A 13734-nucleotide genomic window follows, 5' to 3' on the forward strand; every position below is an offset into this window, starting at 1 on the left:
CTTTTTTATTTCTATGGAGCACTTTTGGCACAGTCATTATTCATAGTATTGAAGTCCTGAAGTAGAGGAGCCGGCAGTGGCTGGTAACTTAATAATAAGATTTGGCGGTATGTAATTACAAAAAAATTGCATAATGAGTAAATTTTATAAATTAGTTGCAAAGGGAAAATCTGGTAGCTATAAAAATGTAAATATGCCATTATGCACAAATCCTGTGTTTGCGGAAATGAGCAGAGTGGCTATGGAACTATATCTTTATACTCTGTTAATTTTAATGCGTTAAAGAGAATGATAACTTATTAGGGATTAATGAACTATATTAACAATAAATGTTATGGAAAATATAAACTATTGTTGAAGATTGCCGATAATGCTAAATATAAATCCCAAATTAATGAAATTTTATATTTTTTTATTCAAAATTTTAAATTAAATAAGCTTAGTAATCCAAAATTCCTATCCAGTGGTGATGAGAAAAAATGAGCGTACAAGAAATGCTAACCAATCAGGTACAAAGAACCCCCAGAATCAAACCTGGCTATCCGGAAGGCGAATTGGCTCTGGAGGATCCTGCCAAGCCTTCGGGCAAACCGGCCTTCTCCTGGCTGACGATTATTGTTCCGCCGATTGGGATGATGCTGATTGCAATATTCATGTCAACCTTGACCAGGTCGTATACGATGCTGATCTCGACTATGAGTATGACCTTACTAACGGTTATGATTTCGGTGATGAATTACAAATCCAGTGTGAAGAAACATCTCGAACAAAATAAGAAGCTGGAGAAGAAATATCTGAATTATTTATTTCAGGTTCGCAATGAGCTGCAAAATGCTGCCAGTACGCAGCGTGAGGCTTATACATACATCCATCCGGACATTACAGGCTGTATTAAAATTGTCCGCGGCAGAAGCAAGCAGCTATGGGAGAGAACTGCAATTGAAGATGATTTCCTGAATACCCGGATCGGAGTGGGGATACAGCCCATTTCTCTGGTGCCTACATACAGCCCCACAACCAAAGCAATCGACGACGAGAATCCGCTTGAAGAGATTGCTGCCAAAATTTGCGAAGAAATGTATTTCGTAAGAGACATTCCCGTGTACATTCCGCTTAGAAATATTAATACGCTGGGCATATTCGGCAGAAAGCGGGAGGTCAGCGAATTTCTGAATGCAGCTATCGTTCATCTGACTACACATCAGGGTTACGATGACGTAAGAATTGTGTGTGTGATGCAGCCTGAGGATCTGGAACACTGGGAATGGCTGAAATGGCTGCCCCATGCATGGGACAAAAGCTGGAGATTCAGAAGCCTGGCTACGACCTCTTACGAAGCCTCCAATTTTGCTGATGAACTCCTCCCGGTACTTAGAAAGAGAGAGGGAGACGACCAGAACGGTTATGGCATGCAGATGCTCCAGACCCCGCATTATGTATTCCTGGTGTTTGCTCCTGAATTGTGGGATAGCACAGAAATGATGAAGGTTCTGCTGTCCAATAATTCTGCGCTGGGCGCAACCAGCATTTTTATCTCTGAGAAGATAGATGTTGCGCTGCCGCTGAATTGCCAGGCCATTCTTGAAATCAGGGACGGCCAAGGAATGGTCCGCAAAGATACGAAGCAGCTTTTAAATCATTTAGCAGGTCATTTCACAGTTGATTCTCTGGATAAGCAGCATTCAGAGTTTTTTGCCCGTTCATTATCTCCGCTTAGAATCAAGGAGGGGCAAAATAACAGTTATATTCCGCCAATGGTCACTTTCTTGGAGAGCTTTGAGGTAGAGCAGGTTGAGGAACTGAATGTTCTGCAGCGCTGGTCTAAAAATCAGGCGAACCGGACACTGTCTATTCCTTTGGGGCTTGGGGCGGGAGGGAAATCCCTGGTGTTCGATATGCATGAAAAAAGCTACGGCCCGCATGGACTGGTTGCCGGGACCACCGGTTCAGGGAAGAGTGAGCTGCTCCAATCCCTGCTGCTGGGTTTGGCGGTGAATTACCATCCTCATGAGGTTGCTTTTGTGCTGATTGACTACAAGGGCGGGGGAATGGCCAATGCTTTTCAGGGGCTGCCCCATCTGGTAGGAACAATCACGAACCTGGGCGGCAACCAGATTAACCGCGCCCTCGCATCCATCAAAAGCGAATTGCTGCGCAGACAGCGGCTGTTCAGTGATGCCGGTGTAACCAGCATTGATAATTACATCGTCTTGTACCGCAACAAGGAAGTCAGTCTTCCGTTGCCGCATCTGATCATAGTCGTGGATGAATTCGCGGAGCTGAAATCGGATCAGCCGGAATTCATGAAAGAGCTGGTCAGTGCGGCGCGGGTCGGAAGAAGCTTGGGTATTCACTTAATACTGGCAACTCAGAAGCCATCCGGAGTGGTCGATGATCAGATTTGGAGTAACTCGCGGTTCAAGCTGTGTCTGAAGGTGCAGACACCATCGGATAGCCAGGAAATGCTGAAACGTCCTGAAGCTGCAGAGATCAAAGAGAAGGGCCGCGGGTATTTGCAGGTCGGCAACAATGAAGTCTTTACCCTATTCCAGTCCTCCTGGAGCGGAGCACCGTACTCTACCGGTGATTCGGCCGGCGATGGAAGACCGCAAATGGATATTGTCACCCTGGGCGGTGAGCGGAGATCCCTGCTGCCGAAGGTGAAGAGCAGTGACGGGGCCTCGCAATTAAGCGAGCTGCAGGCAGTGGTCAATCACATTGCAGCCCTCTCGGCAGAACACTCCACCCGGGAAGCCTTCCAGTTGTGGCTTCCTCCGCTTCCGGAGACTCTCCTGCTAACGGAAGTGCTGGAGCCGCAGCGAATCTGGAATGGAGTCCACTGGCAGCAACCTGCTGATAATCTGACGGCAACCGTAGGGCGGGTAGATAACCCTGCGGATCAGGATCAATACAATCTGGACATTAATTTTAACCAGAATGGACATTTGCTTGTGTACGGGGCACCGAGCAGCGGCAAAACCGTGCTGTTGAAGACCATTATTATGTCGCTTGCCCTGAAATACGATCCTGAATACGTGCATTTTTACATATTGGATTTCGGTACACGGACACTGGGCGTCTTTCATGAGCTGCCCCATCTGGGAGATATTATTTATCCTGAGGACGAACAGAAGCTTGGTAAACTGATCAGCTGGCTGCTCTCCCAATTGGATGAGCGTAAACGTAAATTCTCTCAGCTTGGCATTAGCAATCTGGTGTCTTACTGCGCGGCAACAGGTGACAAGGTTCCATACATTGTTATTCTCCTCGATAACTACACCGGATTTGCAGAAGCGTACGATGATCATGTATTAGATCTGGCGAAGCTGGTGCGCGAAGGCGGAAACTACGGGATTTATTTTGTATTTACAGCCAATGCTGTCAGCTCCTATCCTTACCGGATCAGCCAGAATGTCAAGCAGGCTCTGGTGTTCCAAATGTCTGACAGGATGGATTACAGCAGCATTCTGGGCCGGACGGACGGGATGGAGCCAACGGGTACTGTGGGACGCGGGCTGCTCAAAGATAACCGGATTCTGGAATTCCATACTGCACTTCCGGGGGAAGGCAGCTCAGATGATCAGATTGCCGCCTCACTCCGCAGGATCAGTGCAGAGATGAAGGCTGTGGCCGGAGAGAATGAGCCGGCAGGCATTGCAGTAATTCCGGACAAGCTTTCGCTGGCCGAGCTTCTCGGGCACGCCTCCAAGGCGGATACGGAGGATGGAGAATATCTTGTACCGGCAGGGTTGGATTGGAACACCACACTCCCGGCAGCGATCAATATCAAGCATGTCAGTAACTTTGTTGTATCGTACACAGGCCTGCAGCAGGTGGATTTCAGATTCAACTCACTAGTGCAAGCTTTGCATGATTCGGCGGACCAGGTCACTAAGGAGTTCTATCTGCTCGACAGCGGTACGGCCAACTTAGCAGGCCTGAGGTCCAACCCTGTGCTTACCCGTTATATGGACACGGCTGAAGCGTTCCTGGAACTTACACAATCACTCATTGAACAGCTGCAGCTGCGGAAAAATGATGCCCGGCAGGCCTTGGCCGATTCTCCGGAGCCGGGAGCATTTGACGAAGCTGGTTATATCTTGTCCAAATACCCGCTTCTCGTAATTCTGATGCCGCATTTCAAATCAGCCTTTGATCTGATGGACAATGAATCCCTGGATCACTTAGAGCGGATTGCTAGATTTGGCGGCGGGCTGGGTGTGCTACTGATGGTCGGCAGTAATGCTGTTGAACTGAGTAAAATGCAATTTACCACTGAACTTGCGGGTGAACTGATTAACAGCGGAAATGCGCTGTTGTCGGGCGGAGCTCCAAGTGATCATACGTGCTATGCTGCCGAGATGGAACACCTGGATTACGATGCGCTTAACCGGGGAATGGACGCCAGTGAGGCAATGCTGTTTACAGAAGGGGTAATCCGGCGGCTCAAAATGATAACAGAACTTTAGATAAGCAGGTGAAAAGAAGCGATGAAACCAGCTCGTGAAGTGTTTGAATTGCATGCTCTGGAAATTATCTATCTGACGGCATTAACGGGAGGAAGCAGCTTCCCGGGACTGGACACGGATCTCAAGGCGGAGTCTGAGCGCAGTCTGCGCTCCCTTATGGATGCACAGATGAGGTCGCTTGAAAGGAAAGGGTACCTGGAGACTGATTTTATGGGGAACGCGCAAGTGAAGGAAGGGCTTCATGAATTTATCCGTATCGCCTCAGGCAGTACGTCTTATCTTTGCCAGATTATACAAAGGCATCAGCAGATGCTTAAAGTCTACTATTTCTTCAGGGACGGGACTTGGTTTGAACTTGAACATCAGCCGGACGGCAATGGATATAAAGTGCAGGAAATTTATGCTTGGCATGAGCTGGTATTCCAGGTGGTGAACAGAACTCCGTTAGTGCAAGGCCTGGATGATAACTCAGGACAAATGCTTTCTGAAGCTGAAGAGTCTGATCCTGCACAGTGGGCGGAGCGGTTGCTATTGAATGGGGCATCTGTGCTCTCTCTGGCCGAAATCCAATGCACCGGTGAGGAAGCGCAGGTACAACGTGAGCTAAATCTGTTGATCTACGAGGATCACATGTCGCTGCTGCAACCCGGAACGGAGGAACAGGTTAGGAGAACTCCTGTTCATTTTGCGGCTGCGGTAGAGGAAATAATAGCTTGGCTGCAACAGACAGATCGCTCAGAGGAGGCCGTATATGTCGACAGCAATAACAACATTCCAGTTTAAAGGAAAAGGGGCGAAGGAGCTGGATCTGGAGGTGTCACTGTCCCTTGCGGCAGGAGAATGCCTGGAGCTTCTGAAGCAGGCGGACTGGCTGCCGGATAATTGGGACTTCAAATGTGAGGTCAGCAGCACCGGAGAGGTATGGTCAGAGCTTGGACTGCAGGTGCTTCTTGCAGAGGTAATTCAGGGGGACGGGTCAATCATCCGGATATTACCTTACTAAACGGGTGGATTATCAAGGAGGTATCTTATGAAAAGTGTACATTTAGTTTGCTCCCCTGAACTCATCATGCTTCTGTCAAGGTCACTGGAGCATGAAGGTTACGTGATTTCGGGTAAGCATTCTACCTTACATAGCTTTATCAGCGGGTTCAGCAGTAAAGAGGTTGATCCTTCATCCATCGTAATCATGGAGGGCGGAGCAGGTCTGGGTACACCCGTTAAGGCTGCCGATATTATCGGGTTCATGACCCTGATCCGCAAATATCTCAAACATACAAGACTGATTGTTCAGCTGGACCCAGCGCTGCGTACAGATGTTGAGTTCATCCGGTCCATGGTAAATATGAACATTCATGATCTGCAGTTCACCACGGAATTCCGGGGCGATGATCTGCTGAACTGGATTAAGGAAAAGAAAACTACAAGGGATTATTATCATGTGCTGGGGAAAAAGAAGGGGCTGTTTTCCTTTAAAGGCCAAGCGGCAGCTACTCCCCCCGCACCGGTAAGGGAAGAGCTGCCGCCTGCTCCCGTGAGAGCGGCCCAGTCGCTTACCCGCCCGCAGCCCGCACCCGGTCAACAAGCTCCGGCAGGCAACGCCGGGAGGCCGGTTAATGCTGTGCGTCCTGCCGCAACAGCTACCGCGTCAAGGCCGAAACCTCCAGTCCGGGCAGAGTCTCCGGCACCTTCCGAAGCAGGAACGCTGGAAAGCCTGGAACAATCCATTCCGGTTGAGGAGCACACTGCGCCTGTAACGGGTCAGAGAATACTGGGAAGCCATGTCCCCCTTGTTATTGGGGTGTGCGGTGTCGGCGGAGAAGAGGATGTAGGTGCGGCTGCTTTTCTGGTTGCGGCAGGACTGGCGGAGCTGGGCTGGAAGCCGCTGGTCTGCGGAGATGACCGGCCGGAGATCGGCTCACTTGAACAGATCGTATTTAAAGGCGAGAAGGAAGATTCCGTGTCCACTATGTTTGAATATGAAGGCGTTACTTTTTACCGCCGCGGCTATTCCTGGGATATGTCCGAGCTTCTGGCCAGCGGATTCACACATATCATTCTGTGGCTCGATATTCACCGTGAAAGGAAGGGCACCAGCGGGCTGGAGCTGTGGTGGAACTCGCAAATTCCAATGATGGTCGGTAATGGGGCTATGTGGAAATATGAGCTGCTGAAAGAAAAGCTGAATACGCTGAATCCGTTCGAACGCAAGCGTTGCAGACTGCTGCTGGAGAACGGGCACCAGGAAGTGCTGCAAGTGCTGAAGAAGGATTTCCCGGAAATTGAGACGACGTTGATGCCGGCGCATCAGGATCCGCTCTATCCAGATAAGGCGGCTGTCGATTGGGTTATGAAGCTGTTGACCGTTCAGAAGAAACTTATCCGCAAGCAAACGCTGTTCTGGATCATCGCAGGAACGGTATTATTTGTGACTTTGCTGTTAATAGGTATCGGCTTCTCGTTTGTTCCGGAGAGCCGTTAATTCATAACTAGGAGGCTGCTATGAATTCAGGTTTGGTTAGAAGTATGGCTTCTAATTGCCATCAGCTGCTGGCTCCTGCCCAGGATTGCAGCGACAAGATGAGTGCTGCAACCCTAGGCATCTCTGATTATTGGGTAGATATGGGCGGTGAAGAGTTTAAGCAGCATTGCACAGAATGGATTAAGAAGATGAATCAATTCAAGGCCGCCATTGCGCAGATTGAATCTGAAATGATGAGTTATGCAACTGAATTACAGCGGACAGAAGAGGCAGAGGCTGCAAGAGTGAAGGAAGCCCAGCGGCAAGCCAGTGAAAGGGCTGCGGCTGAAGCAGCGGCAGCAGCTGCGGCAAAAAAGACAGGTAAAATCAAATAGGGATGGAAATGAGGTCATGAAGTGGCAGTACGCAAGCGGAAAAAAATGTTGAGATACACGATAATTTCAGGTTGTCTTGTTGCCGTCGCTACATCCGGGGTATGGTTCGCAACCTACCGTCATTACAATGCCAGGCTAATTGATGAGCGGGCCGCTTATGAAGCACAGCTGGCGGACAAGGATGATGTCCTGCAGCGGTATATGGACCAATCCCAGACTGCCTATGTTCTCGTCTCTGCCAAGCTTGCCGGTGAAGCAATTACTGCAGAGGATGTAATGGCAGAGAAGCTTCCTAAATTCTCTTCTCCGGACAACCTGATCAGTGATTCCAAGGGAATTGTCGGTAAATACCTTAAGATCAATGCCATGCCCGGGACAGCGGTGACTACTGAGATGGTGCGTGATGAGGCGAGACTTGAGCCTTCGGAACGTAAGGAAGAGACGGAGTATATCAAGCTTCCGCTGCGGCTGACCAAACGGGATGTGGTCGATATCCGAATCGTATTTCCTAACGGTGAGGATTACATAGTTGTTGGAAAGAAATCGCTGGAGGATGTTGATCTGGCGAATCAGTATACATTCTTCAACGATAGTGAAGAAGAAGCGCAGCTGCTTCAGGCAGCCTTAGTGGATGCTTATATTAACAATGCTGAGCTGTATATGAAGCAGTATGTAGAGCCTGAGCTACAGCCTGAGCCGGTAGTAAATTATGTGCCTAACCTGGATGTATTGAAAGTCATTAAAAGCAATCCCTTTATTATTGATCAGGCTAAGTGGAGCCTGGCTGAGGATCTGCGTAAAGAGCTGGAGAAACGGCTTGAAGCCCTTGAAGATGAAGATAACATCCGTGTCGGAGCAGACGCCCCTAGCGGCAGCGGTGTGATTAAACGGAAATCGGAGCAGGGAGCTGCAGCCGCTGAAGCTGCCGAAGTGGACAACAGCCAATCGGTTAACGGAATCATTGACCAGAGTAATCAGGCACCTGTGGATTCCAGCGCAGACCAGAGTTCGGCAGGCGGGATGAATACAGAAGCTACAAGCGAAGACAGTCTGCTGGAAGGAGAGTGACAGATTTGAATATTGTTGTCGCCGGAGATTGCGAGAAACATGATTTCATCCTGGTAGCCGCTATTCTATTAAAAGGCTATTACAACAATGACGTCATGATCATTTCGGACAATCGCAGGCATTATCAATATTTCGATGGAGAAGTATCCGGTATACAGATACGGGATGCTGAGCCGGATGTGGCTGACAGACCGGATATTGTCCTGTATGACTGGCATCATGGTTATCCGGAAGGACTGGAGGATGAACAGATTGTTTTTGCAACCAGCTATGAGCGCCAGGCTATGGAACATGTCGATGAATTGCTGGATCAAAAGCATATGCCTGCCCTTCTGGTTGTTATCGAAGAGGAGTGCGGGCTTGGACTGAATTATGTAGACCGGTATTATCCGGTCATCACCTCCAAGATTAGTTATATTACCAGCGCAGAGCGGAGAATTGACTGGGTTCATGACGGACGGGTGAATCTTAAGGTGGATAAGGATTTTGCCGGAGCTGTAAATGATTTTTTAATTGAAATCGGCAATGTGCCTAAGAATGAGATCAAGAAGCTGTGGCAGTATGCGAGGAAACGGGGGGAGTAAGGTGCTGGTAGCATTTTGGGGCCCTGCCCGAGGGCAGGGAAGAACAACTTCAAATATGGCCGTTGTGGCGGCAACGATTGCACTGGATCATCATATCCGGGTGCTGATGACGCACACGCATTCGAAGCAAGGGTTACTTGAGTACGTATTCTCTCAGACAAGAACGGCTGCTCAGGCGGCAGGTACTTCCGCGGGGATGGATGCCATTGAACGGCTGGTGCAGTGCGGGATGCTTACCCCCGAGGGGATAAGAGATCATGCGGAATCTATTCTTAAAGACCGCCTGGAGCTGTTAAGCGGCTCTTTGAATACAGAGAAGCACACGGCCAAGCTGTTGCTTCCACACATTTTCAAAGATTATAGAAGATTTTATGATTTGCTGTTTGTGGACCTCTCGGCCGAAGACGACCCGGAGGTGGTATCACTGGTAATGGAGCAAGCGGATCTGGTTGTTGTGAATCTGAGCCAAAATCAGGTAAGCCTGAACACTTACTTTGAGACAAACGGAGGATTGCCTGTGCCAGGCCACAAGCAAGTGCTCTATTGCCTGGGTGCCTACGAGCGCAGCGCAAGGATGAATAAAGAAAGAATTATTAGGCAGTACGGGTTGAAGAAATCAGCAGTCGGCATTGTTCCATATCATACCGGTTTCATGGATGCACAGAACGAGCGCCGGACCGTGCCGTTCCTGCTGAAAGCAAGGGAGGCCAGAACCCGTTTCCTGGAATTCAGCGAAGACGGATCTTTCACTGCTGCAGTGCGCGGGATGGGCCAGCTTATTCTTCAGACGCTGGAAATATCCGCTTTGCCGGAATTGGAAGCTGCAAATGATTAATCTTATCCTGATATTCATAGTCCTGATTATTATTGGAGTGTTCCTGTTCTTATGGCTGGGCAGACGTAAAAACTCGGCACCGCCATCCGTGCAGCTGAAATACGACATGAATGAAATTGTGCTGTTTCTGAGACGTGCGTTCGAGGAGATTATCGCCTCTTCCCTCTATGAAGGCAGTCCCAGCGAAGAAGAATATAACCGCCGCAAAGCACGGCGCAGAGAATTGCAGAAGGCGCTTAGAAGCTGCATGCACGGGGATTTATCCGCCAAGAAATACGTCAAGCTGTACATGAAGGATCTGCTGGTGCAGACCTATGGTCTGGATGAAGGAAATGTGGACAAGATCATCAGCTTCGGTCATACGGGCCGCCTGACTTCACAGGATTGCTTCGACATCCTGCTCCATGTCTTCAAGAAAGAACACGGGCAGGATGCATTCAATGTAATGGTAAGCAAATATAGTCTGGATACTCTTCAAAGACTGCCTGACGGTTCCCGGGGATACAAGATTACAGAAGAGCAAATCCGCCATATCTATCAATCGGAGCAGCCGAGATTGTCTATGCAGGACAAGATTGAAATTATTGTACAACGGGCCTATCAAATTTATAAAGGTCTTGGGGTCATTGATGAGCTGCGGGACCAGAATATCGACGGTGTGAATGGCGGAACAAGCGGCATGCCTCCGGATGTCGTGCAAACCACTGATTTTCTGGAATATACCAAACAGCAACATTTCATTCCGCAATCCTATGATGCGGTATGGACGTTCTACCGCGGGAAATCGCTTCATCTGGAATTCTTGAGCTTCGGTTCCGAGAAGGAGCTGAAACGGGTCTGCCAGAACATTTACGGCTTCGGCAATCCGGGCCAGCTGAATGAATCCAAGGGTTATATCATCAACGATATGGCTGACGGCAGCCGTGTCGTGGTGGTGAGGCCCAAAATGGCAGAGAGCTGGGCATTCTTCGTCCGCAAATTCAATGACTCACTGGTGGAACTGGACCAGCAGATCAAAGATCCGGGTGCGCCGCTTGCTATTCATATGCTGGTCTACCTCATCCTTGGTCATCAGGTAACTGCAATCACAGGAAGACAGGGTTCGGGTAAAACAACGCTGCTCAAGGCACTGATTAAATATATTGATGCGAAGAATATCCGGATTCAGGAGACCTCTTTTGAAATTTGGGCGAGAAAAATGTATCCGGGAAAAAACATCCTTTCTTTTAGGGAAACACCTTCGGTCAGCGGGCAGGACGGGCTGGATGTACAAAAGAAAACAGATGGCGCGGTTAATATTGTCGGCGAAGCCGCCACTCACAGTGTGGTCAGTTATGTCATTCAGGCCGCCCAGGTGGCCTCTGAGTATACTTTGTTTACCCATCACGGCAAAACACTGGCGAATCTCGTCAGTGCACTCCGCAACAGCCTGATTGCCTCGGGAGCGTTCAGCAATGAGAAAATTGCCGAGGTGCAGGTGGTGGAGGCGCTGGGCTTCAACGTGCATCTGGTGCTCAGAGCCGGCAAACGTTACATTGAGCGGATTACAGAGATCATTCCGGCCGACCCTCAGTTCGAATATCCGCGGAGTTACGCGGAGCGGGAGGAAATTACGGACAAGCTGGATGCTTTTATGGATACCATGACTGAATATTTCGGGCGGATGACAGACAGGCGTTCTTATGATTACCAGGATATCATCGTCTGGGAAGCCGGAGAATACGTGGTCAAGCATCCGATCAGCAGCCGGAAAATTGATGAAATGCGCAAAAATATGGATGAGGATGATGCAGCGGAGTTTACTGCATTTATTGAAAAGTACTGGGGGCAATCCGCATGAGTCTGCAAAATATGATGCTGATTGTTCTGATTACATCCGTCATCCTGCTGGCACTTCTGCTTGTCCTGCTCAGCATTGTGCAGCGTAAGCTGAAGGGTACGCAATATCAGGAGCAAAGACGCCTGAAGGCACTGCTGCCTACACGTACCAAGGACAAAAGATGGCTGGAACAGGCTCATAAGGCGTATCCGGTACTCGATGAGCTTCCGGTCATCAAAAAACTGCTCCACCGGATGCGGTCCCGCCTCACCTTAATTCATGCCGGAAATGAAATTATGATCAGAAGCCGTGCAGCCGCACTGACTCTAATGATCGTTGCCTGTATTCTGCTGATCTCACTGCTGTCCTTCCTATGGACTTCTTCCTGGGTCAGCCGGGCAACCATTATGCTGGTCTCCATTTATCTGGGAGGAATTCTAAGCGACCTGTTCATTGGCCGTCTGGCGAAGCAGATGCTGTATGACCAGTCTTCTATGATTCTGGATATCCGTCATGAATATCATCAGACGCATATGGTGCAGGTCAGCCTGGAGAATTCTGCAGAGCGTTCCAAGCCTATGGTGGCTATGCATGCCAGACAGATTGCCGGCATTCTTGCAGCGGTGGACCCGGAGGATGAGCTGCAGCGGTATTATGAGGTTGCACCTAACCGGTACATGAAGCAATTGGCCGGAGTGAGCTACAAGATAGGTGAATATGGCGATACGGATATTCATAAGGGCGAGCGCTCCATCTATCTGTCCATGCTTGGCAATATCAGAGAAGAGATCCATATGGATATCAACCGCCGTGAGCGGATTGACCGGTTGTTGTACGGGATTGTTTTTGTAGCGGTGTCACCGGTATTCATGCTGGACCCGATCCGCAAATGGGCAGAGAGCATGTTTCCGATTGTGACTAATTACTATAATTCCGCGTGGGGATTGTATTCACTGATTCTGCTGTACATTACGTTTATTGTATCGTTCGTTGCCCTGCGGATTCTGAAGGGTGTTGACGAGGATACACAGGCTATTAAGGATGAGGGCAAGTGGTTAAACCGGCTGTTGAAGAATAAGTGGGTCTACAGGTTAACAGACCGGATTACTCCGGAAGAGCATGAACCCGTCCACTTTAAGGTAGCGGGTGTATTGAAGGATGCCAACTCCGGCCTGTCCCATCATGCCTACTATTTACAGAAGGCCCTGGCTGCAGTAGGGATATTCCTGCTGGTTGTGATTATTCAGTTCTCTATCCATGCGAACATCAGGCATAACCTCCTCCATCCCAATGTACTGATTACGACGGGAGGGAATCAGACGGAATCCCAGAAGATGCTCAGTGAGGAACGTTATGCCTTCGAGCAGTCGCTGATCGGAGAGCTGGTAGCGAGGGATATCACACCGGACCAGATGCTGCTGTATATTCAGGAGCAGGCAGAGCATAAGCCGTTCCTTCAGTCCAGCCTGGACCAGAATGCCTATGCATTGCAGCTGATGAACAGAGTGGAGCAGTACCACCGGGAATATTACAAATGGTATGAGCTGCTGCTGGCATTCGGGCTGGCTGCGGCAGGCTTCTTCCTTCCGGATGCATACCTGATCATCCGTACCCAGCTGCGGAAATGGGAAATGCAGAATGAGGTGGACGGCTTCAATACGCTGTCGATGATGCTGTCACAATTTCCGAATATCAGCGTGTATGAAATTATAGAGTGGCTGCACCGTTACAGTTATATCTTTGAGCGGCAGCTGCTGCGCTGCATGCTGGATTATGAAGCGGGAGGCTGGGATGCCATTGAGAAGCTGAAGGAGGATGCGCGCTTTGTTCCCCTGGAACGGCTGGCTGACCGCCTGCAGGTTGCCGCTGATCTGATTCCGGTTAAAAAAGCGTTTGATGATATGGATGCCGAAAGGGCATTCGCGATGGATCAGCGGAAAGAGCACTACGAGAAGGTAATCAGCAGGAAAAGTACACTGGGTAAAATGTTCGGGTTCTTGCCGATGCAGGCAACGTTCACCTTATATTTACTGCTTCCCTTCGTCTATATGGCCTTCCAGCAGCTGGGCGACCTGACTGTTGTGACCGGCAAAATGTGAAGGA

The 13734-nt window shown here is 49.4% G+C and carries 10 protein-coding genes; all 10 read left to right on the forward strand.

Annotation, left to right across the window (positions count from 1 at the left end; all coding sequences use genetic code 11):
- The first annotated feature begins 479 nt into the window (after nucleotides 1–479).
- A complete protein-coding gene (gene essC / locus PBOR_RS06590) occupies nucleotides 480–4469 on the forward strand; it encodes a type VII secretion protein EssC (RefSeq protein WP_052429359.1) in 3990 nt (1329 codons plus the stop codon).
- 156 nt (nucleotides 4470–4625) lie between these two features.
- Nucleotides 4626–5252 carry a hypothetical protein gene (locus PBOR_RS06595; RefSeq protein WP_157763985.1) on the forward strand — a complete coding sequence of 209 codons (627 nt, stop codon included), beginning with the start codon at nucleotides 4626–4628 and terminating at the stop codon, nucleotides 5250–5252.
- Nucleotides 5221–5472 carry a hypothetical protein gene (locus PBOR_RS06600; RefSeq protein ID WP_042210995.1) on the forward strand — a complete coding sequence of 84 codons (252 nt, stop codon included), beginning with the start codon at nucleotides 5221–5223 and terminating at the stop codon, nucleotides 5470–5472. The genes PBOR_RS06595 and PBOR_RS06600 overlap by 32 nt, the downstream gene beginning before the upstream one ends.
- Nucleotides 5473–5499: 27 nt before the next feature.
- On the forward strand, nucleotides 5500–6951 hold the full coding sequence (locus tag PBOR_RS06605; protein ID WP_042210996.1) for a ribosomal eL19 family protein: 1452 nt from the start codon (nucleotides 5500–5502) through the stop codon (nucleotides 6949–6951).
- Between the two features lie 20 nt (nucleotides 6952–6971).
- On the forward strand, nucleotides 6972–7325 hold the full coding sequence (locus PBOR_RS06610) for a WXG100 family type VII secretion target (RefSeq protein WP_157763986.1): 354 nt from the start codon (nucleotides 6972–6974) through the stop codon (nucleotides 7323–7325).
- Between the two features lie 21 nt (nucleotides 7326–7346).
- Nucleotides 7347–8393, forward strand: a complete 1047-nt coding sequence (locus PBOR_RS06615; protein ID WP_042210998.1) for an SAF domain-containing protein — start codon at nucleotides 7347–7349, stop codon at nucleotides 8391–8393.
- 5 nt (nucleotides 8394–8398) lie between these two features.
- Nucleotides 8399–8977, forward strand: coding sequence for a hypothetical protein (locus PBOR_RS06620; protein WP_042210999.1), 579 nt, complete (start codon nucleotides 8399–8401; stop codon nucleotides 8975–8977).
- A gap of 1 nt (nucleotide 8978) precedes the next feature.
- Nucleotides 8979–9812, forward strand: a complete 834-nt coding sequence (locus PBOR_RS06625) for a hypothetical protein (protein WP_167549523.1) — start codon at nucleotides 8979–8981, stop codon at nucleotides 9810–9812.
- Complete coding sequence (locus tag PBOR_RS06630) at nucleotides 9805–11652, forward strand: Flp pilus assembly complex ATPase component TadA (protein ID WP_042211001.1); 1848 nt, start codon at nucleotides 9805–9807, stop codon at nucleotides 11650–11652. Before PBOR_RS06625 ends, PBOR_RS06630 begins: the two co-directional genes overlap by 8 nt.
- A complete protein-coding gene (locus PBOR_RS06635; RefSeq protein WP_042211002.1) occupies nucleotides 11649–13730 on the forward strand; it encodes a hypothetical protein in 2082 nt (693 codons plus the stop codon). The genes PBOR_RS06630 and PBOR_RS06635 overlap by 4 nt, the downstream gene beginning before the upstream one ends.
- Nucleotides 13731–13734: the final 4 nt, after the last annotated feature.

The sequence above is a fragment of the Paenibacillus borealis genome (assembly GCF_000758665.1).
In the GTDB taxonomy this organism is placed as follows: domain Bacteria; phylum Bacillota; class Bacilli; order Paenibacillales; family Paenibacillaceae; genus Paenibacillus_AQ; species Paenibacillus_AQ borealis.